The sequence below is a fragment of the Citrobacter sp. CK185 genome, from assembly GCF_030333565.1.
Classification (GTDB): Bacteria; Pseudomonadota; Gammaproteobacteria; order Enterobacterales; family Enterobacteriaceae; genus Citrobacter_B; species Citrobacter_B koseri.
This window is the reverse complement of the sequence record NZ_JAOWFR010000021.1, coordinates 82,219-104,151: the sequence shown is the minus strand read 5'-3', so window position 1 is coordinate 104,151 and position 21,933 is coordinate 82,219. Positions and strand designations below refer to the sequence as shown.

The window sequence follows — 21,933 nt, the reverse complement described above, 5'->3', positions numbered from 1 at the left end:
TATCGTTGTTAAGCCGTTTGTTTACGGGCTTCTATCTCTTCAACGATGCGGACATACATCTTCTCGTTGAGGTTGTAGAAACATCCCATTGCGATGATGGTTATCACCGCCAGCGCGCACGGATAAATAAAGATCAGCTGCCGCAAACCTTCGACAGTGCCTGCTGATTGCACCACATTGGGCACGTAGCCGATTTGGGTCAGCATCCAGCCGGGGAAGAAGCCCGCCAGCGCCTGAGACACCTTACGGAAGAAGGTAAAACCGGTGTATACCGTTCCTTCTGAACGCACGCCGGTGCGCCATTCACCGTATTCCACCGTGTCGGAGACCAGCGCCCAGTTCAGGCTGTTCACAAATGCTGAACCGAAAAATGCCAGGCAGGAAAACGCGACAAAACTGACCGAGCCGCCGCCAAAGAAGTAGTTGAGAAGATCGCCGATAACCCAAACCAGCAGGCCGCCGATGTAGACCTTTTTCTTGCCGAAGCGTCTTACCGCGCCGGGCATTAAAAAGACGCCGATGAAAATGCAGCCCATGCTGAAAAAGCCCATCCAGGAGAGGAGGATCGGGTCATTCAGTACGTACTGGGTGTAATACACCTGGATCGCCAGCTTAACGTTGAAAGCGCCCAGGGTGCAGAGATTCGCGATACATAAAATGAACAGCGGACGGTTCCCGGCAATGGCGCGAAACGACTGGAGCAGCCCCGGTTTTTCGGTCGCTTCAACCGGTTTTACCTCCACATAACGCTCTTTGACGCCTGCGTAGCAGAGCCACATAAACAGCAGGCCAAACAGTGAGAACAGCGTGGCGGCGAAAATATAGCTTAGCTGTGCGTTCCCTTCGATCAGATTCATCACCGGAACAAAACCGACGGTGCACAGCAGCAGGCCGAGCGTGGCGCCGCCCTGACGCCAGGCGGCAAGCGAGGCGCGCTCATCCGGGTTTTTGGTAATGGCGGGCACCATCGCGCCATACGAACAGTTCATCATGCTGAAGAACAGGCCGTACAGCATAAACAGCACCGTCGCCATCACCGTCTTACCGGTGATTTCAAACGGCGTGCCGACAAAGTTGGCGATGGCCAGCAGGGTCACAGGAAACGCGGCATAGAGCACGAACGGGCGGAACTTGCCTTTCGGGCCGATTTTACGTCGCGAGTCGAGCATAATCCCGGTCCCCATATCGGTGAAGGCGGTAAAGAATTTGGCGATCAGGAAAATAATACCGCCATACGTGCCCGGTAGACCCAGCACATCGGTATAAAACTTAAGTAAATAAAGCGTACCAATATCCAGCAGGATATTGGAGCCTAAATCACCCATCCCATAGGCAAGTTTTTCTTTAAACGGCAAGCGTAGGGTCGCCGGATTTGATGACGTTTGACTCATTATTTTTCTCCATATGCCCGTGAGTTTCCCCACGGGCGAGCCGTATTAGATAGTGCGTAAAGAGGCAAACAGAGATGCCCACTCGCTCTCTGCACGGTAAAAGACCGGAGGCTTGCCGAGCGGCGCGTCCACGGTAATCTCGCCGCCGCGAAGCGTTTCGCCCGTCCACGCGTTGATCCAGTTATCCTCAGGCAGATATAGCGTCCAGTCGCGGCGTCCTTGTTCGTGGACCGGCGCAACCAGCAGGTCGCGACCCAGCAGATACTGGTATTTCAGGGTGTAGGTCTGCGCATCGTCCTCGTAGTGCAGGAACAGCGGGCGCATGACCGGCAGACCGGTTCTGGCGTTCTGCGCCACCGCCTGTTTGAGATACGGTTTCAGGGTGGTAAAAACGGTTGTCATACGGGCAAAGTGGGCGATAGTTTCCGCGTCGCCATCAAACTGCCAGTTATCGCCGGGGCGGTTCCCTTCGTGGGTACGCATCATCGGGGTGAAGGCGCTGAAGTCACACCAGCGCAGCAGCAGCTCTTTGCTGCGCTTCATGTCGAACAGGGTGGTATAACCGCCAATATCGCTGTGATGCAGACCGTGACCCGTCATCGCCAGCGACAATGCGGCAGGCACCACGGAGGCGAGACCGTCGTCCAGACTCCAGTCGACGTTCTGATCGCCCGCCCACATCATGGTGGAGTACTTCTGGCTGCCGGTATAACCCGCACGCATAAAGAACAGGATCTCGCCCAGCTTGCCGGTCTCTTGTAGCGCTTCGTAGTTACATTTCGCCCACAGCGCCGGCCAGGCGTTATGCATAATTTCCGCGCTGACGCCGTTATGCAGGTAAGTGTCGGTTGGCAGGTATTCCCCGAAATCCGCCATCCAGCCGCCGCAACCCAGCTCAATCATGTTTTTCTTGATGACATTCTTGAACCAGTCATAGGCTTCAGGATTGGTCAAATCCACGACGCCGCCATAAAACTCTCCGAACTCAACCAGATAGTCATCGCCCGCAGCGTCTTTTGCCAGATAACCGTGTCTGGCCGCTTCGGCGCAAAGATCTTTATCGCTGGCGACGTAAGGATTGATGTAGGAGAGGAACTGCACGCCTTCTTCTTGCCACTGCTTGATACGGGTATCCAGCTGCGGATAGTTGTCGCTGTTCCACTTCCAGTTCCACATCACGCGTTTGCCGAAAGAGGTCATGCGGATGCCGGACCAGTCCTGCGCCCAGATGCCATTCACCTTCACGCCTGCGTTGCGCATGGTGTCCAGCTTCTGCTGGCAGACGTCGGTGCCGCCCTGAATGCCGAGCGTCACGCCGTCGTAAACCCAGTCCGGCAACACCGGCTGGCGGCCTAACAGCGCCGTCAATTTTTCCAGCAGGGCGATGTAGCTGTCGGCGCATTCAAAACGCAGGGTGGCGTTGTCTTCCCATAGCGCCAGCTCATGGTATTCCGGCGCGCTAAAGTCGAAATTCATGTAGCAGCTGTTATCGACGTGGCAGTAGTACTTTTGCGTGCTGACAAAAGTGGGCTGTGGGAAAAAGGTCCAGTAGTAATCCCCGCCCGCGTTTTCTTTGCAGTCCGCCTGCCAGGTGACATAGCTGTTTTTGTTGCGCCCGACGCCTTGTTCGCTGGTCCAGAGCGGGAAAGGCTTGCCGCGTAAATCGAAATAAGAGAATTGTTCGCCGCAGCCATAGATGTGATCTTCTGGCTGGGCGGCCAGGCGTAACCAGATGCGGTTATGGGTAAGAGCGCTGTTTTGCAGTTTCAGCGTCAGGCGGCCCGCCTCATCGGTGGCGATGTGTAACGCCGCGCTGATGGCATCGCCGCGATTGAAATGGATCAACCAGCCATCCGGGGACTGGCTTATCGTTGCGTCAGTCAGCGCGATTTTCTCATTCAGCTTATCTTTTATGCTGAAATTACCGCGAAACATGTCGATATCGGCGACGCCGGCGCCGATCCACAGGCAGGGATTTTCTGCGCTGTGGGATAGCAACAGACGATCTTGCCAGCTCAGGGTGAAGCCGTCATCGGTTGTTGTCAGGGTGATATTGTGTAGGGTATGCATAAGTTTTCTATCCTCAATGTTGCCGGACGGCAGCGCTCTTGCCTACGGTTAGCATGGCGCTCGTCGGCCGGATAAGACGCCTTAACGTCGCCATCCGGCATGTCATATTGTTATTTCGCGTTGCTATCCAGCAGGCCCGCAGCAACGGCGGGTGCCAGCCCCGGCGCCAGCGGCAGGCGCGGGATCACCAGGCAATGCAGCAGGTGGTAAATATCCTGCTTGCCGTCCCACACTTTGGTGGTCACCTGGTTATTGGTATCCAGCTCCTGCCACCACGAACCGTTCTCGTAGTCCATCAGATAAGTGATGCAGTAATCCCACCACTTCTGATACCAGGCTTCGTATTGGCTATCGCCGGTGAGGGTATACAGGGCGTAAGCGGTGCCCATTGCTTCCACAATCGGCCAGCGTACTCTTTCACGTACAATCGGTTTGCCGTCCCAGTCCACGGAGTAGACGAAGCCGTCTGCGCCATCGGGCGCCCAGGCGTCGCGAAGGGTGGCGTGGAATAACCCTTTGGCATCTTCCAGCAGCCAGGCGGGCGGAGTTTCAAAACGCGCTTCCAGGGCCGCATGCAGGTGCAGCATCAGGCGACCCCACTCGATCCAATGCCCCGGCGTGCCGCCGTAAGCGCGGAAACGGTGGGCAGGGTTATCTTTGTTGTAATCGCGGATGGGGTTCCACTGCGCATCGAAGTGCTCGTTGACGCGGTAGTCGCCGTTGCGGGCCACATCGTGAATAATGACGGAGGCGATGCGCAGCGCGCGGTCGAGCCATTTACGATCGTGGGTCACGTCGTACACGATCAAAAAAGCCTCTACGGCATGCATGTTGGCGTTGCCGCCACGGTAATCTTCGGTCTGGCTGAAGGCTTCGTCCCAGGACTCCAGGCACATCTGCTCCTCTTCGCTCCAGAAGTATTTTTCGATGACCTCGATCGCGTCATCCAGCAGTTTTCTGGCCTGTGGATGGCCCGTGGTGACGGCGCTTGCCGCCCCTAGCAAGACGAAGAAATGCTGATATCCCTGTTTGGAGGCGTCCATCACGCCTTCATCGTTTACACAGGCATACCAGCCGCCGTAGCGCCGATCGCGTAACGCGCCGTTCAGCGCGTTAATACCATGCTCGACTAACTGATATGCGCCCGGACGGCCCATCGATGCGGCAACGGAATAAACGTGCAGCATACGGGCGGTAATCCACAGGTGCGTACCCATCTCCGCTCTGATCTGTCCCTGATTTCCCAGCCAGCCGAAACCGGTAGGTACTGCGGATTTTTTCCCAAAGTCAAAAATGCGATCGGTTTCTTGCTCCAGCCAGCGGTTGTGGCTCAACGTGTTAAACCATTTCATGCTTTCATCCTCACATTAACGACGGCGGGCCATCATTTCGTCGACGATCTCACCCAAACGCTGCAACTTAGGCACAGAAATATCACGCAGCATCAGTTCGGTATCCGGCAGGCCAATCACCGATGACCAGACGGCGCGACCCGCCAGAAAACCGGATGCGCCTGCGGTCATTGCGACTCTGACCGCCCGAGGGAACAATTTTTCCTCAATACCGGAGGAGAGGATGACCCACGGCATATTGATATGCTCGTTCAGGCGCTGTGACGCGGCGAGAAGGTCGTGCTGCGCGCCTTTGCCGTACAGCGGCATTTCAACTTTGTAGAGATCCGCGCCGCTGTCGCCCAACTCTTTTGCGGCATCAATGATGGCCTGTTCGCGGTCGAACTTATCGCCACGGCGAGGTGGGCGCACAACCGGTTCGATAATGCTCACCAGACCATTGCTGTGGCACATCTCATTAAATTCTTTGACCATATCAAGACGCTGTTGGGCGTCTTCATCGCTGCGCCAGAGCACCAGCAGTTTTAGCGCTTTACCGCCGTCTTGCTTTATCGCTTGTGGATTGATTTTTTTATCAATGACGACGCTATCGACAGGAATGCCATTGCCGGGAATGAACGCATCGGCGGCGACGATCATGGCGCAGTTTTTCGCAATCGCGTTTTGCTCCACCACCTGGCGGTAACAGAACTGTTGGTCAATCAGAATGGCGGAGGCATAAGGAGACAGCGCTTTTGCGGCATTCACTTTGAAATCCGTCAGCACGCTGTCGGCAACAGGAGACTTCGCACCAGCAGCTGCAAACATTAAGCGCATCGCTTCACGCTGATCGACCGCCAGCATGGCAAAGCCGCCGGATGCGCGCGTAATGTCTTTGATGGTGTAGTTGTTCATTCAGTTTTCCTTTATTCAGTCGTTACATTTTGAATTTGTTCGGTAATCCGGCGCTGTTACGCACCTGTTCGAGAATGGCTGTCCAGTCTTCCCGGCCACGACCGGCGGCGCGAGCCTGGTTATAAACTTCACGGGATGCGGCGCCGAGCGGCATCGGCACATGCAGTTGGTTGGCAACATCCAGCGCAATCCCCAGGTCTTTGTGCGCCAGATCGATCATGAAGGAGGGAGAAAGGTCGCCTTTCAGCACTTTGTTGGGCCAGGAGGTGGTGAAGTGGCCTTTGCCTGCCGGGGTTCCGCTCATCACTTTTAACGCGACGTCGAAGGAGAGGCCCAGCGCTTCGCATAACGCGGCGGCTTCGGCAGAAAGCGCATTCAGCGCGATGCTCATATAGTTATTGATAAGCTTTACGCGAATCCCCATGCCGGGGCCGCCAGCGTTAATCAATTCATTGCCCATCGCCATCAGTACCGGCGTTGCGCGCTCCACCTGTTCTGCGCTGCCGCCTGCCAGTAATAGCAACGTCCCCGCAATGGCGTGATCGGACGTTCGACCGACCGGGACATCCATCATGCTGAACCCTCTGGCGCGCATATCTGCGATAAGTTTGTCCGTCTGTAGCGGATGGATGGTGGACATATCGATCACCAGCGCGTCCTGCGACAAGCCTTCGCAAACGCCTTGATCGCCGAATAACACGCTGCGAACGAGATCGCCATTAGGCAGCATTGTGATGACAAACTCGGCCTCTTTCGCCGCCTGCGCCGGGCTGCTGGCCGGACGAGCGCCTTTTTCCACCAGGGTCTGTATGGCGTCGGGGTTCACATCAAAGACGCTGAGCTGATGGCCCTGCTTGAGCAAATTACTCGCCATGGGCGAACCCATCTGGCCTAATCCGACAAATGCAATCACTGCCATATCGTTCTCCTGAAACGTGAATGTCATTTTTTGTCACTTGCGTGACGCTGATTTTGTCTGTTTTTGATCGTATTTGTAATTTATGGTCAAAAAATTGACAGCCGTCACTTTTTAAACATTTTGCGAAATTAAAATAATCGCATCCCGAAATGCTTAAGGAATGACCATGATTCGTGTTGCTTGTGTGGGTATCACCGTGATGGATCGCATCTATTACGTTGAAGGTTTACCGACTGAAGGAGGTAAATATGTGGCGAAACGTTATACGGAAGTGGGCGGCGGGCCTGCTGCAACTGCCGCAGTGGCTGCGGCGAAACTGGGGGCGCAGGTGGACTTTATTGGGCGTGTGGGAGATGACGACACCGGAAACAGCCTGCTGGCGGAGCTGGAATCCCTGGGGGTAAATACCCGCTATACCCGGCGTTACGCGGGGGCGAAGTCCTCACAGTCTGCGGTCATCGTCGATGCGAAAGGGGAGCGGATTATCGTCAATTATCCCAGCCCGGATTTATTGCATGACGCTGACTGGCTTAATGAGATCGACTTTTCTCAATGGGATGTGGTGCTGGCGGATGTTCGCTGGCATGAAGGGGCGAAACGGGCGTTCACGCTGGCGCGCCGGGCCGGAGTCATGACGGTTCTGGATGGCGATGTGACGCCACAGGACATCAGCGAGCTGGTGGCGTTAAGCGATCATGCCGCCTTCTCTGAACCGGGTCTGGCGCGCCTGACGGGAATACAGGATACCGTAAGCGCGTTAAAAAAATCACAAATGCTCACAAATGGACATGTCTATGTCACGCGCGGCGGTGAAGGATGCGACTGGTTAGACGATAATGTCTTTCGGCATCAACCCGGATTCCCGGTAGAGGTGGTCGACACCACCGGCGCGGGGGATGTTTTTCACGGTGCGCTCGCCTTTAGCCTGGCGGGTGGAGCGCCGGTCGAAGAGGCCGTCAGGTTTGCCAGCGGCGTGGCCGCACTGAAATGCACCCGACCTGGCGGGCGTGCCGGAATCCCTGACTGTGATCAAACCCGATCTTTTCTGTCACTTTTTGTATAAAATGTAAGGCAATGGTTTTTCGAGGAATTTGCATGAGTCTTACTGAACTGACCGGTAACCCACGGCATGATCAGTTGCTGGCGCTGATTGGCGAGCGCGGTTACATGAATATTGACGAACTGGCTGGCCTGCTGGATGTGTCCACGCAGACCGTGCGTCGCGATATCCGCAAACTGAGCGATCAGGGATTGATTACGCGTCATCACGGTGGCGCGGGACGGGCTTCCAGCGTTGTGAATACCGCCTTTGAGCAGCGAGAAGTCTCCTGGACGGAAGAGAAAAAAGCCATCGCGGAAGCGGTGGCGGACTATATTCCAGACGGCTCCACGGTCTTTATCACCATTGGTACGACCGTTGAACAGGTAGCACGGGCGCTGTTAAACCACAATCATCTGCGAATTATCACTAACAGCCTGCGTGTGGCGCATATTCTGTACAATAATCCGCGTTTTGAAGTGATGGTGCCTGGCGGAACGCTTCGCCCGCATAACAGCGGCATTATCGGCCCTTCTGCGACGGCGTTTGTGGCGGGGTTTCGTGCGGACTATCTTGTCACCAGCGTCGGCGCGATAGAAAGCGATGGCGCGTTGCTGGAGTTTGACGTCAATGAAGCCAGTGTGGTGAAAACCATGATGGCTCATTCCCGGCATATTCTCCTTGCTGCCGATCATACGAAATACCATGCTTCCGCAGCGGTAGAGATTGGCAACGTGTCGCAGGTAACGGCGCTGTTTACTGATGAGTACCCTGGCCCGGCATTGCATAACCTGCTTCAGTCACAGCAGGTTGAGATTGTCCAGGTTAGCCCAGGCCAGGATGATGCAACGTCAGTCTGAAGGGGTTATAAAAAGAACCGTCTTTTTAGACGGTTCTTTTTCACCTTTTTGTCAAATATATAATCATCTTGGTGGTGATATAAAAATCTTAAAATAAAAACCGCCTGCTTATTGTTACCCTGATAGCTGTTGTTTTATAAGGCGTTTATTTCCCTGCCGGAGATGCTTTTATTTTATAAAAATAGTTATTAAGAATAATGCCAATAAATAAGGTGCATTTTATTTACTGTTATCTCATGAGCCCCTGCCGTACATTGACAGATTAAATGAATACTTGTATTTATTCTGCTAAGGTGACAATTCATTACGCCTTTGAACTCTGACTCTTTAATTATTTAAAGATGAGCGGATGGATTTCGCCTTTTATAAATATCTTATGCACGCGTCTTTGATGCTTTTATCCGAATAAAAAAGCCTTACGGAAAAGGTGGCTCTCATGAAATCTTCTCGTCTTATTCAAAAAACGCCGATCCCGGCAAAGCTTGCGCTCTGTATCGCCAGTGCGCTGGCGTTGAGCGGGTTGAGTGGACACGTTCTGGCAGCAGGATGTAGCCAATCCTCCAGTACGCAATTTTTCTGCGATGATACGACGATCTATTATTTTGGTAATCCTCTGAATGGTGGTTCTCGTGATTACACCACGTTTGATGAAGTATTAATTAATACCAGCCAGAATGGTATAACCACACCGCTTCAGGGGTGGGGAGTCTATCTTGATTCAACGGGGTACAAATTTAAAGACCTGGTAATTAACACCACGGGATCTGAAGCTGACGGTATTCACTCCAAAAACGCAGGGGGGAGGCTGGAAGCGGAAAATATCAAGATTACCACGACCGGAACCAGTTCTGATGGGATTAATCTGGGACGCGAACTTAACAGCGCTTACTCAATTGTTGAAGTCAGCGGTAATGTTTCTGTCGATGCTTCTGACGGCATGGGACTACGCGCAAATATCTCCAGAGTAAATACGAGTGCGAAATCTTCTATTATTATTCATGGGAATGCTGATGTTGTAACCCGAGGTAATGGTGGTGCAAATTCTGGCTATGGTATTTATGCTGGTAAAGATCCTGGAGATTTATTTGGTAGCGCGGCAGGCGTTGCGGATGTCACGATCAATGGGACTGCAAAAATCACCACTTCTGGTTCGAATGCTCATGGGGTTTATGCGGGACGAAAAGGTGAGATTAACCTTAATAACACTGATATCACGACAACCGGGAACGGGGCGAATGGTATCTATGCTTACGCCAACAGTGACTTTTCCAGAGTAAATCTGGGTGGGAATACAACCATTAAAGTGACAGGCAATAATGCCTATGCGATGTATGCCTACCAAAGTAAAGGTTTAATCCGCTCCTGGGATGCCGCAACGGATACCGCAAGCTCTGGTATCTATGATATTGAGGGCAATTTGTATGCGCGTTCGAGTGGCATTATTGACCTTACAATGGATGATGGCAGCCAGTTTGTCGGTATAGCCAACTCATCACAATTGGAAAATACAACATCGCTTCGTGCCACAATAAATCTCAACATGAACGGTGCAAACAGCGAATGGACGATGACCGGGAACTCTGTGGTCTCTACTCTGACGCTGAACCAGGCCACATTGCGTTATAGCGCAGATGGCGTGTCCCGCGATGACGAAAGTACCTTTAAAACCCTGACCGTGATGGGCAACTACACCGGCACAGATGCGTTACTGGTGTTGAACACCGTGCTTGAAGGCGATGATTCTTTTACCGATAAACTGATCGTCAAAGGGGATACCTCCGGCAATACCAATGTAGGCATCAATAACATCGGCGGTGTGGGCGATCTGACCCTTAACGGTATTGAGATTGTGGACGTTGAGGGCGTTTCCGACGGAACGTTCACCAAAGCCGGACGTATTGTGGCGGGCGGCTATGACTATGACGTGGTGAAAAATGCCAGTAACTGGTATCTCACCAGCCAGCTAAGCCCGGTGGAGCCAGAACCAGAACCAGAACCTGAGCCGGAACCGGAACCAGAAAACCCGGACCCGGTCGATCCACCAACACCGCCGGGACCGGTTGACCCGGTGGACCCGCCAGCACCACCAGGGCCGGTTGATCCCGTGGAACCACCAACGCCGCCAGGGCCGGTCGATCCTGTTGAGCCCCCTGCGCCACCAGAGCCGCCGCTGCCGCCAGCGCCTGAACCTGGTGAACATCAATACCGCCCGGAGTTTGGTAGCTATCTGGCGAACAACTATGCCGCTAATACGCTGTTTATCACCCGTCTGCACGATCGCCTGGGTGAAACCCAGTACACCGACATATTAACGGGCGAGCAGAAAGTGACCAGCATGTGGATGCGTAACGTAGGTGGTCATATGCGCTTTACTGATGGCAGCAAGCAGCTGAAAACGCAGGCTAATCGCTATGTATTGCAGATTGGCGGCGACCTGGCGCAGTGGAGCAGCGATGGTCTCGACCGCTGGCATCTGGGGGTGATGGCGGGTTACGCCAATCAGAAAAGTAAAACGCATAACACCCATAATGGCTACGCTTCACGCGGTCATGTGAACGGCTACAGTGCGGGGTTGTATGCGACGTGGTATGCGAATGAAGCGGATAAAACCGGTACGTATCTGGATAGCTGGGTGCTCTATAACTGGTTTGATAACACCGTGCAGGGTGACCATCTTGCCAGTGAAAAATACAAATCTGACGGTATCACGGCATCTATCGAAGGGGGATACACCTTCCTGATAGGCGAAAGCGAGCGTACGAGTTACTGGCTCCAGCCAAAAGCCCAGGTGATCTGGATGGACGTGCAGGCCGACTCGCACCGTGAAAGCAACGGCACCCAGGTGAAAGACAAAACTGACGGCAACCTGATGACCCGACTCGGTGTGCGCGCATACCTGAAAGGCCATAACGCCATTGATGACGGCAAAGACCGTGAGTTTCAGCCGTTTGTTGAAGCAAACTGGCTCCACAATACCCACAACCAGAGCGTCCAGATGGGGGCGATCCGGGATGAAATCAGCGGCACCAAAAATATTGGTGAGCTGAAAGTTGGTGTGGAAGGGCAAATTAACCCGCGTTTGCAGGTGTGGGGGAACGTAGCTCAGCAGGTAGGCGACAACAGTTACAGTGATACCGCAGCGATGTTGGGGGTGAAATACAGCTTCTGAACCATAACGGCGGATAGCTTACCGGGCCTACGGACTGTTTTGTAGGCCGGATAAGGCAAAGCCGCCATCCGGCAGGTCGCCCGGTGGCGCTACCGTTTACCGGGCCTACGGACTATTTTGTAGGCCGGATAAGGCATCCGGCAGGCGCCCGGTGGCGCTACCGCTTACCGGGCCTACGGGCTATTTTGTAGGCCGGATAAGGCATAGCCGCCATCCGGCGAAAAGTGTTAAGGCGATGCAATGCATCGCCTTTTTTCCGGTTGCGTTAGTCGATTTTTTCCCTGTCCGGCGCATAGTCAAACTCCTGCTTTCCCGCTACAGTTATTCATCCACGGCTTGCAAGGAGAGGATCATGCTCTATATCTTTGATTTAGGTAATGTGATTGTCGATATCGACTTCAACCGCGTGTTAGGTGCATGGAGTGACCTGAGCCGTGTCCCGCTGGCTTCGTTGAAGCAAAGTTTTACGATGGGAGAGGCGTTTCATCAGCATGAGCGGGGGGAGATCACTGATGAAGCCTTCGCAGAAGCGCTGTGCCATGAGATGGCGTTGCCGCTGAGCTATGAGCAATTTTCCCACGGCTGGCAGGCGGTATTTGTCGCATTACGGCCCGAGGTTATCGACATCATGCATAAGCTTCGCGAGCAGGGGCATCGTGTCGTCGTATTGTCTAATACCAACCGTCTGCATACGACCTTCTGGCCGGATGAATACCCTGAAGTTCGCCAGGCTGCCGATCATATTTATCTGTCCCAGGAATTGGGCATGCGTAAACCTGAGGTGCGGATTTACCAGCATGTTTTGCAGACAGAAGGTTTTTCCGCCGCCGATACGGTCTTTTTTGACGATAACGCCGATAATATAGAAGGGGCTAACCAGTTGGGGATCACCAGTATTCTGGTGACGGATAAAACGACCATCCCGGACTATTTCGCGAAGTTGTTATGCTAAAAAACGTGCATCAAAAAGCCAGGCATCATACGCGTCCAGTCAGAGCCTGGCTTAAACTGTTGTGGCAGCGCATTGACGAGGACAATATGACCACCCTGGCGGGGAACCTGGCCTATGTCTCGTTGCTTTCGTTAGTGCCGTTGATCGCCGTCGTTTTTGCGCTTTTCGCCGCCTTTCCCATGTTTTCCGATGTCAGCCTCCAGTTACGCCATTTTATTTTTGCTAACTTCATCCCGGCGACGGGAGATGTTATTCAGCGTTATATTGAGCAGTTCGTCGCAAATTCCAACAAAATGACGGCGGTAGGCGCTTGTGGACTGATCGTCACGGCGCTGTTGCTGATGTATGCCATCGACAGCGCCCTGAACACCATCTGGCGTAGCAAACGCACGCGTCCAAAAGTGTATTCTTTCGCCGTTTACTGGATGATTCTGACCCTGGGGCCACTGCTGGCGGGCGCCAGCCTGGCGATCAGCTCCTATCTGCTTTCTCTGCGCTGGGCCAGCGAGCTCAACACGGTTATCGATAACGTCCTGAGGGTATTCCCTCTGATTCTCTCCTGGATTTCGTTCTGGCTGCTGTACAGCATTGTGCCGACCACGCGCGTACCAAACCGCGATGCCGTCGTCGGCGCTTTTGTCGCAGCGGTACTGTTCGAAGCAGGAAAGAAAGGATTCGCGCTTTATATCACCATGTTCCCGTCATATCAGTTGATTTACGGCGTGCTGGCGGTTATCCCCATTTTGTTTGTCTGGGTGTACTGGACATGGTGTATCGTCTTGCTTGGTGCCGAAATAACTGTCACTCTCGGGGAATACCGCAAACTCAAACAAGCCGCAGAACAAGAAGAAGCAGACCAATCATGATTGCATTAATTCAGCGCGTAACCCGTGCCAGCGTCACCGTGGAGGGCGAGGTGACGGGTGAAATCGGCCAGGGACTTTTAGTGTTATTAGGTGTCGAAAGGGATGATGACGAACAGAAAGCGAATCGCCTGTGCGAGCGCGTGCTCGGTTATCGAATTTTTAGCGATGCCGAAGGCAAAATGAATCTCAACGTGCAACAGGCGGGGGGAAGCGTGCTGGTGGTGTCGCAATTTACGCTGGCCGCCGATACTGAACGCGGTATGCGACCGGGCTTCTCAAGAGGCGCCGCGCCGGATCGCGCTGAAGCGCTGTATGAATACTTTGTTGAGCGCTGCCGCCAACAGGAAATGAACACGCAAACCGGACGTTTCGCTGCCGATATGCAGGTCTCGCTGGTCAATGATGGCCCCGTAACGTTCTGGCTACAGGTATGAGCCAGCTTCCGGCGTGGCCGCGGGTAACAAGAGAGAGTACAGCTATGTATCACCTTCGAGTACCGCAAACAGAAGAAGAATTAGCGCGTTACTACCAGTTTCGCTGGGAAATGCTGCGCAAACCGCTCCACCAGCCGAAAGGCTCCGAACGCGATGCCTGGGATGCGATGGCGCATCATCAAATGGTGGTGGATGAAGAGGGGAACCTGGTTGCGGTAGGGCGTTTGTATATCAATGCGGATAACGAAGCCTCTATTCGTTTCATGGCCGTTGAACCGTCTGTTCAGGATAAAGGGCTGGGAACGTTGATGGCGATGACCCTGGAGTCCGTGGCGCGCCAGGAAGGGGTAAAACGCGTCACCTGTAGCGCCCGTGAAGATGCGGTAGCGTTCTTCGCCAAACTTGGCTTTGTGAATCAAGGGGAAATCACGACCCCGCAAACCACGCCGGTTCGCCATTTTCTGATGATTAAACCGGTCGCGACGCTGGATGACATTCTGCACCGTGGCGACTGGTGTGGGCAGCTTCAGCAGGCCTGGTATGAGCACATCCCGTTAAGTGAAAAAATGGGGGTGCGCATTCAGCAGTACACTGGTCAGAAATTTATTACGACCATGCCTGAAACGGGCAATCAGAATCCGCACCACACGTTGTTTGCCGGGAGTTTGTTTTCACTGGCAACGCTTACCGGCTGGGGGCTGATCTGGCTCATGCTGCGCGAGCGTCATCTGGGCGGTACGATTATTCTCGCCGATGCGCATATTCGCTACAGCAGACCCATCAGCGGCAAACCCAGCGCAATCGCCGATCTGGGGTCGTTGAGCGGCGATCTGGACAGGCTGGCGCGAGGCCGTAAAGCACGCGTGCAACTGCAAGTGGAGTTGTTTGGCGACGAGACGTCAGGCGCAGTTTTTGAAGGTATTTATATCGTATTGCCGGCAAAACCGTTTGGCCCTTATGAAGAGGGCGGCAACGAGGAAGAGTAGGATAAAGGGGGTCATCCCCCTTTATTCGATATTTTGCGCCCGTGAAGAGGGGCGACCCGCAGCGATAAACGCCTCAACCAGCTGTGCAATACCGCTTTCCAGTGCCATTTTTACTCCCTTAATCTGTATGGATATACAGCGTTATAACCTGGTTTTTAGCGAAAAGAAACGGGGAGTGCTGACGAGGTTGCAATTCTGGAAAGCGGCTCGTAAAAGCAAAAATCGCGCTCATAGAGTCTTTTTTCTGGTCTTTCATCGGTGTATGTTGTTTGAAAATTAATCGCCAATGATATACTGGAGGTATATATGAGTATGATGGCTGGGATGGAAATGGGCAGAATATTACTTGATTTATCAGATGAAGTTATCAAGCGGCTTGATGACCTCAAACAACAGCGTAATCTTCCGCGAGCAGAGCTATTACGCGAAGCAGTTGAACAATACCTGGAAAGGCAGGGACAAGCCGAAACCACTATTTCCGATGCGCTGGGGCTCTGGCAAGGTTGCGAAGAAGATGGCGTTGAATACGAAAGGAAGCTCCGCGAGGAGTGGCAATGATTAAAGGTCCGGTGTTGTTTGACACCAATATTCTCATTGATTTATTTAGCGGGCGTGATGAAGCGAAGAAGGCTCTCGAAGCTTACTCACCCCAGAATGCCATTAGTCTCATTACCTGGATGGAAGTGATGGTAGGGGCAAAAAAGTACCATCAGGAATCCCGCACACGTATAGCATTGAGCGCTTTTAACGTTATCGGCGTTTCACAGGATATTGCCGAAAGAAGTGTCAGTCTCAGGCAGGAATACGGGATGAAGTTGCCGGATGCGGTTATTCTGGCTACAGCGCACATTCATCGTTTTGCGCTCGTGACGCGCAATACAAAGGACTTCGCGGGGATTCCGGGAGTCATTACGCCTTATCATTTATAAGCCGGGCGGCACGCACCACCCGACCTGACGTCAGAATTACTCCCCTTCGCCCGGGAACAGGAACGGGTTGATGGAGCTGCGGGCAAAGCCCTCTTGCTCCATGCGCGCGTCGAGCACCAGTGAGGCGAGATCGTCGGCGACGGCTTCCACTTTCGGGTCTTTTTCCTGATACAGAATTTTCAGGTAAGTACCGCAGTCACCACAGCTTTCTGCTTTAATCGACGCCTGTTCGTTATCCAGCGACCAGTAGTGCAGATCGCGACTCTGCTCGCAGTTGCTGCATTTGACGCGCACCACATGCCACTCGGTTTCGCACAGGTTGCAGTGCAGGTAACGCAGACCCTGCGTGGTGCCGATTTGCACCATGCTGGAAACCGGCATTGAGCCGCATACCGGGCAATACTGACGCTGTTCGCCGTACTCCGCACGGGCTTTACCGGGGATCAGGCTGGCCATTTGCGCCCAATAGAGCGACAGCGCCGCCCAGATAAACGGGGCCTTATCACTGCTGACGGAGGCAAAATCGGATTCAAACAGCGCGCTCGCCATTTGCTCCAGTTCCTGTTCCGAAGCCTTCTCCAGATTTTCGATTACCGCCAGCGCGGGGCCGCTCATCTCCGGTTTCAGCTCAGCAATCAGCGAATGCAGCAGTTTCTGCCAGTGCTTATCGCGCGGTAAAACGTGAATGTCCAGCGGCGGTTTGCCCTGCGCGTTCGCTTCTTTGATGCGCGCGGTTAGATCCATCTCCAGCGGATGGTCGTACAGCACCACTTCCTGGGCATGTGCGATCAGCGCGGCAAAGCGCAGGTAATCGCCCAGCGGGTTGTTTTCGGCCAGCTCGCGCAGACGCTCGGCGCGGCGGTTATACAAATTTTTGAGCCGGGGGAACAATAACGGCGGAATCATATCCGCCGTACGTTTCTCGCTCTTCTCCAGCTCATCTTGCGGGATTATGCGAATACTCATTCAGATGACTTTTCCTGTTTCTGGCGGACTTCACGGTACCAGCGCGGGTGATGTTTCTTCGCCCATGACCGGGTTACCCATCCCTCCACCATCGCGGTAATGGTGCCTTTCACCCAGAGGGCGGCGTAAATGTGCACCATGATAACCACAATTAACGCTACTGCGGCAAATGAATGCAGCATTAACGCGAATCGGATCACCGGGATTGAGAAAGCAGGCGCAAAATACGGACGCCAGATGATCACTCCACTGACCAGCAACAGGACCAGGAAAATAATCGCCGCCCAGAATACGCATTTCTGGCCGAAGTTATAACGTCCGGTGTCGCCGACTTCCTCGTTGACGACGATCTTACGAATATTCTTCGCCCAAAAGATATCATCCCGATTGATTAGATTGTGGTGCCAGTAACGGAAAAACATGATGATGAATGAGGCGAACATGATCACGCCCACGAACGGGTGCACAATGCGCGCCAGCTGTGGGGTGCCCATGATATGCATCAGCCAGTTGAAGGACGGGAACAAAAAGCCCAGTCCGCTCACCGCCGCCAGTACGAAACAGAAGGCGGTTACCCAGTGGTTGATGCGTTCCGGCGCCGTATAGCGCACGATGGTGTCACGTCGTTTCATTTGCGCACCTCGTCTTTCTCTTCATGCAGATTGTCTTCTTCCTCATCTGCACGGTTCGGGCCGACACCGACATAGTGGAAGATGCTGGCCGCAAAGGTCGCAGCAAAGCCGACCGCTGCGAGAGGTTTCCAGATGCCTTTCCAGAATTTCACCGTCGCGCTGATTTCCGGGTTTTCCGGCAGACCGTGGTACAGATTCGGTTTGTCGGCATGGTGCAGCACGTACATGACGTGAGTACCGCCGACGCCCGCCGGATCGTACAGACCTGCATTGTCGTAACCACGGGTTTTCAGCTCAGCCACACGTTCGCCTGCCAGCGTTTTCATCGCCTCTTTGGAACCAAAGTGGATAGCGCCAGTCGGGCAAGTCTTCACGCAGGCCGGTTCTTGCCCCACCACCACGCGGTCAACGCACAGCGTACATTTATAAACGCGGTTGTCGTCCGGGTTGAGGCGTGGCACATCGAACGGACAGCCGGCGATGCAGTAGCCGCAGCCGATACACTGTTCAGACTGGAAGTCGACAATGCCGTTGGCATACTGAATGATAGCCCCTTCTGCCGGACATGCCTTCAGGCAGCCCGGATCGGCGCAGTGCATACAGCCATCCTTACGGATAAGCCATTCCAGTTTGTCGTCTTGCTCCACTTCCGAGAAGCGCATCACCGTCCAGGATTTTGCGGTCAGATCAGCCGGGTTGTCGTACACCCCGATGTTGCTGCCCACTTCATCACGAATATCGTTCCATTCCGAACAGGCCACCTGACAGGCTTTACAGCCAATACAGGTGGTGACGTCGATAAGCTTCGCCACCTCTTGCTGGTGATCCCGCGCCTGTGGCGCGGGAGTGAAACCGTTAGTCGCGGAACGACGAACGATGTCTTGCGATTGATAAGCCATAGGTCGTCTCCGTTACACCTTTTCCACATTCACCAGGAAGGACTTGAACTCCGGTGTCTGCGTGTTCGCATCACCGACGAATGGTGTGAGCGTATTGGCGATAAAGCCTTTTTTCGCCACCCCTTCGTAGCCCCAATGAATAGGAATACCGATGGTATCGATATCCTTGCCGTCTGCTTTCAGCGTGCGAATGCGCTTGGTCACTACCGCCTTAGCTTTGATATAGCCACGGTTGGAGGAGACTTTTACGGTATCGCCATGTGCGATACCGAGCTTGTTCGCCAGCTTCTCGCCGATCTCCACAAACTGTTCCGGCTGCGCGATAGCGTTAAGCAGCGCGTGTTTGGTCCAGTAGTGGAAGTGCTCGGTCAGACGGTAAGTTGTTCCGACGTAAGGGAACTTATCGGCTTTACCCAACGCCTCTGCGTCGCCTTTAAAGATACGGGCGGCAGGGTTGGAGATAACGTTCGGGTGCAGCGGGTTCGTCCCCAGCGGCGTTTCAAACGGCTCGTAGTGTTCCGGGAACGGCCCTTCCGCCATCTTGTCGAGCGCGAACAGGCGACCCATCCCTTCCGGCTGCATGATGAACGGCCCGACGTTGCTACCCGGCGCAGCGGCGCTGTAGTCCGGGATATCCATCCCGCCCCATTTCGCGCCATCCCATTTCAGGATTTGGCGCTTCGGATCCCACGGGTTGCCCTGTGGGTCTGCGGAGGCGCGGTTATACAGAATGCGGCGGTTCAGCGGCCATGCCCATGCCCACCCCAGCGTATTGCCGAGGCCTGACGGATCGGAGTTATCGCGGCGCGCCATCTGGTTGCCTTCCGGCGTCCAGCTACCGGCGAAAATCCAGCATCCGCTGGACGTGGTGCCATCGTCACGTAGCTGGGCGAACGAGCTGAGCTGTTGGCCTTTCTTCACGATCACCGCCCCCGTTGCCGGGTCGATAAGATCGGCCAGCGCCTTACCGTTACTTTCCATCGCCACTTCTTCCGAAGACGGTTCATGCGGCGTGGAGTAGTTCCAGGTCATATTCAGCACCTGTTCCGGGTTCGCGCCGCCTTGCTCGGCGTACATCTTACGCAGGCGTAAGAAGATACCGGCCAGGATCTCGCCGTCGGTTACGGCGTCGCCGGGGGCGTCCGCGCCTTTCCAGTGCCATTGCAGCCAGCGGCCGGAGTTGACGATAGAGCCGTTCTCTTCGGCAAAGCAGGTTGACGGCAGACGGAACACTTCGGTCTGGATTTTCGACGGATCAACATCGTTCGACTCACCGTGGTTTTGCCAGAAGGTGGACGTTTCGGTATTGAGCGGGTCGATAGTCACCAGGAACTTCAGTTTAGAGAGTGACGCAACCACTTTGTTTTTGTTCGGGAATGAGGCGACCGGGTTAAAGCCCTGGCAGAGATAGCCATTGACCTTGCCTTCGTTCATCATCTCGAAGTATTGCAGGACGTCGTACCCTTTGTCCCACTTCGGCAACCAGTCGAAGCCCCAGTCGTTTTCCTTCGTTGCGTTATCGCCAAAGAAGGCTTTCATCATAGAAACGAAGAATTTCGGGTAGTTGCTCCAGTAGTTGACCTGACCTTCCAGCAGCGGTTTTGGCGTGTTGGCGGCAAGGTAGGTTTGCAGGTCGGTCTGTTTTTCGCTGGGCAGCGTCATGTAACCCGTCAGGCTTTGCGACAGCAACCCTAAGTCAGTCAGCCCCTGAATGTTGGAGTGACCGCGCAGCGCGTTGACGCCGCCGCCAGCCATCCCCATGTTGCCGAGCAACAGTTGGATCATCGCCATCGTGCGGATGTTTTGCGCGCCGATGGAGTGCTGCGTCCAGCCGAGGGCATACAGGAACGACGCGGTTTTATCTTTGACGCTGGTTTCCGCAATGTATTCGCATACTTTCAGGAAATCGGCTTTCGGCGTGCCGCAGATATTTTCCACTACCTCCGGCGTATAGCGGGAAACGTGCTGCTTGAGCAGGTTCCACACGCAGCGAGGATGTTGCAGCGTGGTATCGCGTTTAGCGAAGCCATTTTCATCCAGTTCGTAGGCCCAACTGGTTTTGTCGTACTTGCGTTTATCCGCGTCATAGCCCGTAAACAGGCCATCTTCGAAGCCAAAATCTTCACGCACGATCAGGCTGGCGTTGGTATAGGCTTCGGTGTATTCGCGGTTGTATTTTTCGTTGTTCAGCAGGTACAGCAGTACGCCTGACAGGAAGGCAATGTCAGTACCGGAACGGATAGGGGCATAGAAATCGGCCACCGACGCCGTACGCGTGAAGCGAGGATCAATCACAATCAGCTTCGCGCCGTTGTGAATTTTAGCTTCCATCGCCCAACGGAACCCTACCGGGTGGGCTTCAGCGGCGTTACCGCCCATCACCACGATGAGGTTGGCGTTCTTCATGTCGACCCAGTGGTTGGTCATCGCACCGCGACCAAATGTTGGAGCAAGACTTGCTACCGTTGGTCCGTGTCAGACACGCGCCTGGTTGTCGACCGCGAGCATACCGAGCGCGCGGGAGAATTTTTGCGTTAAATAGCCGGTTTCGTTACTGGATGCGGAAGCGCACAGCATCCCGGTGGAGAGCCAGCGGTTAACGGTCACGCCTTCGGCGTTCTGCGCAACGTAGTTGGCGTCGCGGTCTTCTTTCATCAGTTTAGCGATGCGGTCGAATGCCTCATCCCAACTGATTTGCTGCCATTTATCTGAACCTGGCGCGCGGTATTCCGGGTATTTCAGGCGGCTTTCGGAGTGAATGAAGTCCACCAGACCGGCCCCTTTCGGGCAAAGCGCGCCACGGCTGACCGGATGATCCGGATCGCCCTCGATGTGGAAGATAGATGCTTTGGCGTTTTTTGCACCGTCGCCGAGGCTGTACATTAACAGCCCACAACCAACGGAACAGTAAGTGCAGGTGTTACGGGTTTCGCGGGTGCGCAGCAATTTATATTGCCGTGTTTCCGCTAGCGCTACGCTGGGTGCGAAACCCAGTGCCGCCGCCGTGGTGCCTGCCATACCGCCAGCGCAGATCTTAAAGAACTGCCTTCTGCTGACCTGCATGGTTTGCTCCTTGTTTCGACATTGCTATGTAGTTTTACTTTGCGGACCACCATGAAACCGGCCGCAAAGGGAAGAATTTGCGCATTCCCTCAGTTCCGGGAGGGATATAACTCAGGATACCATAATGTTGGTAGGTGTGTTCTGTTGCGGTTAAATAAAAGTGAATGAGTTTTCATGATGGCAACATGAAAATGTGATGTTTATCACATTGATGCATAATGACTGACGATCTTTGCAACCGAAAAAGCAGGAACTAATACTTTGGAGTTAATAAATTTCGCTGCGTAATCATCACTATGTTAAATAATTGTGTTGTTGTTCGAAAAGAGATGAGGTATCAGCATTCTTTATCGGTAGTTCTGGATGGATCGACTTTTCTGGCGGTAGATAATATTTATTATTTATACAATAACGGGATTTAATCTTTTATATGAATCTTTATATATGTCTGGTGAATGTATATAAGGATTTCCTTTGAGGATTTTCCTGGAATAAATTCTTAAAAATAATCT

At 53.8% G+C, this 21,933-nt stretch carries 18 protein-coding genes; 9 read left to right on the top strand and 9 right to left on the bottom strand.

The window, feature by feature from the left end; all coding sequences use genetic code 11:
• Positions 1-8: 8 nt before the first annotated feature.
• The 5 genes from OGV79_RS05620 to yihU all read right to left on the bottom strand — a co-directional run bounded on the left by OGV79_RS05620 (position 9) and on the right by yihU (position 6,626).
• Entirely contained in the window at positions 9-1,391 is a 1,383-nt protein-coding gene (locus OGV79_RS05620; protein ID WP_012133934.1) for an MFS transporter, read from the bottom strand.
• A gap of 45 nt (positions 1,392-1,436) precedes the next feature.
• Positions 1,437-3,461: an alpha-glucosidase gene (locus OGV79_RS05615; RefSeq protein WP_115615286.1), complete on the bottom strand. Its 2,025-nt coding sequence runs from the start codon at positions 3,459-3,461 to the stop codon at positions 1,437-1,439.
• A 110-nt stretch (positions 3,462-3,571) separates the two neighbouring features.
• Entirely contained in the window at positions 3,572-4,813 is a 1,242-nt protein-coding gene (gene yihS, locus OGV79_RS05610; protein ID WP_115182264.1) for a sulfoquinovose isomerase, read from the bottom strand.
• 15 nt (positions 4,814-4,828) lie between these two features.
• Positions 4,829-5,707, bottom strand: a complete 879-nt coding sequence (gene yihT, locus OGV79_RS05605; RefSeq protein WP_286468102.1) for a sulfofructosephosphate aldolase — start codon at positions 5,705-5,707, stop codon at positions 4,829-4,831.
• A 22-nt stretch (positions 5,708-5,729) separates the two neighbouring features.
• Positions 5,730-6,626 carry a sulfolactaldehyde 3-reductase gene (gene yihU, locus OGV79_RS05600; protein ID WP_024130674.1) on the bottom strand — a complete coding sequence of 299 codons (897 nt, stop codon included), beginning with the start codon at positions 6,624-6,626 and terminating at the stop codon, positions 5,730-5,732.
• A gap of 166 nt (positions 6,627-6,792) precedes the next feature.
• Between yihU and OGV79_RS05595 the strand changes: the two genes are divergently transcribed.
• From OGV79_RS05595 to OGV79_RS05555, 9 genes are all read left to right on the top strand, one after another.
• The gene (locus OGV79_RS05595) at positions 6,793-7,689 is read left to right on the top strand and encodes a sugar kinase (RefSeq protein WP_200076280.1); all 897 of its coding nucleotides are present in this window, start codon (positions 6,793-6,795) and stop codon (positions 7,687-7,689) included.
• Positions 7,690-7,721: 32 nt separating this feature from the next.
• Positions 7,722-8,525, top strand: coding sequence for a DeoR/GlpR family DNA-binding transcription regulator (locus OGV79_RS05590; RefSeq protein WP_012133927.1), 804 nt, complete (start codon positions 7,722-7,724; stop codon positions 8,523-8,525).
• 436 nt (positions 8,526-8,961) lie between these two features.
• On the top strand, positions 8,962-11,694 hold the full coding sequence (locus OGV79_RS05585) for an autotransporter outer membrane beta-barrel domain-containing protein (RefSeq protein ID WP_286468086.1): 2,733 nt from the start codon (positions 8,962-8,964) through the stop codon (positions 11,692-11,694).
• A gap of 352 nt (positions 11,695-12,046) precedes the next feature.
• Positions 12,047-12,646, top strand: coding sequence for a glucose-1-phosphatase (gene yihX, locus OGV79_RS05580; RefSeq protein WP_047459890.1), 600 nt, complete (start codon positions 12,047-12,049; stop codon positions 12,644-12,646).
• Positions 12,640-13,512: a virulence factor BrkB family protein gene (locus OGV79_RS05575; RefSeq protein ID WP_012133924.1), complete on the top strand. Its 873-nt coding sequence runs from the start codon at positions 12,640-12,642 to the stop codon at positions 13,510-13,512. The genes yihX and OGV79_RS05575 overlap by 7 nt, the downstream gene beginning before the upstream one ends.
• Positions 13,509-13,946: a D-aminoacyl-tRNA deacylase gene (gene dtd, locus OGV79_RS05570; RefSeq protein WP_047459887.1), complete on the top strand. Its 438-nt coding sequence runs from the start codon at positions 13,509-13,511 to the stop codon at positions 13,944-13,946. Before OGV79_RS05575 ends, dtd begins: the two co-directional genes overlap by 4 nt.
• A gap of 44 nt (positions 13,947-13,990) precedes the next feature.
• The gene (gene fabY, locus OGV79_RS05565; RefSeq protein ID WP_024130670.1) at positions 13,991-14,932 is read left to right on the top strand and encodes a fatty acid biosynthesis protein FabY; all 942 of its coding nucleotides are present in this window, start codon (positions 13,991-13,993) and stop codon (positions 14,930-14,932) included.
• 312 nt (positions 14,933-15,244) lie between these two features.
• Positions 15,245-15,490: a ribbon-helix-helix domain-containing protein gene (locus OGV79_RS05560; protein WP_162790489.1), complete on the top strand. Its 246-nt coding sequence runs from the start codon at positions 15,245-15,247 to the stop codon at positions 15,488-15,490.
• Positions 15,487-15,861, top strand: coding sequence for a type II toxin-antitoxin system VapC family toxin (locus tag OGV79_RS05555; protein WP_047459878.1), 375 nt, complete (start codon positions 15,487-15,489; stop codon positions 15,859-15,861). The genes OGV79_RS05560 and OGV79_RS05555 overlap by 4 nt, the downstream gene beginning before the upstream one ends.
• Positions 15,862-15,897: 36 nt before the next feature.
• On the opposite strand, the gene fdhE is transcribed toward OGV79_RS05555, so the two are convergent.
• Genes fdhE through fdnG form a run of 4 tightly spaced genes read right to left on the bottom strand, consistent with a single transcriptional unit; the run spans position 15,898 to position 21,421 of the window.
• Positions 15,898-16,827 carry a formate dehydrogenase accessory protein FdhE gene (fdhE, locus tag OGV79_RS05550; RefSeq protein WP_047459875.1) on the bottom strand — a complete coding sequence of 310 codons (930 nt, stop codon included), beginning with the start codon at positions 16,825-16,827 and terminating at the stop codon, positions 15,898-15,900.
• Complete coding sequence (gene fdoI / locus OGV79_RS05545; RefSeq protein ID WP_049011887.1) at positions 16,824-17,459, bottom strand: formate dehydrogenase cytochrome b556 subunit; 636 nt, start codon at positions 17,457-17,459, stop codon at positions 16,824-16,826. Before fdoI ends, fdhE begins: the two co-directional genes overlap by 4 nt.
• Positions 17,456-18,358 carry a formate dehydrogenase O subunit beta gene (gene fdoH, locus OGV79_RS05540; RefSeq protein WP_071259455.1) on the bottom strand — a complete coding sequence of 301 codons (903 nt, stop codon included), beginning with the start codon at positions 18,356-18,358 and terminating at the stop codon, positions 17,456-17,458. Before fdoH ends, fdoI begins: the two co-directional genes overlap by 4 nt.
• 12 nt (positions 18,359-18,370) lie before the next feature.
• Positions 18,371-21,421, bottom strand: coding sequence for a formate dehydrogenase-N subunit alpha (gene fdnG / locus OGV79_RS05535; RefSeq protein ID WP_115591159.1), 3,051 nt, complete (start codon positions 21,419-21,421; stop codon positions 18,371-18,373).
• Positions 21,422-21,933 lie beyond the last annotated feature (512 nt).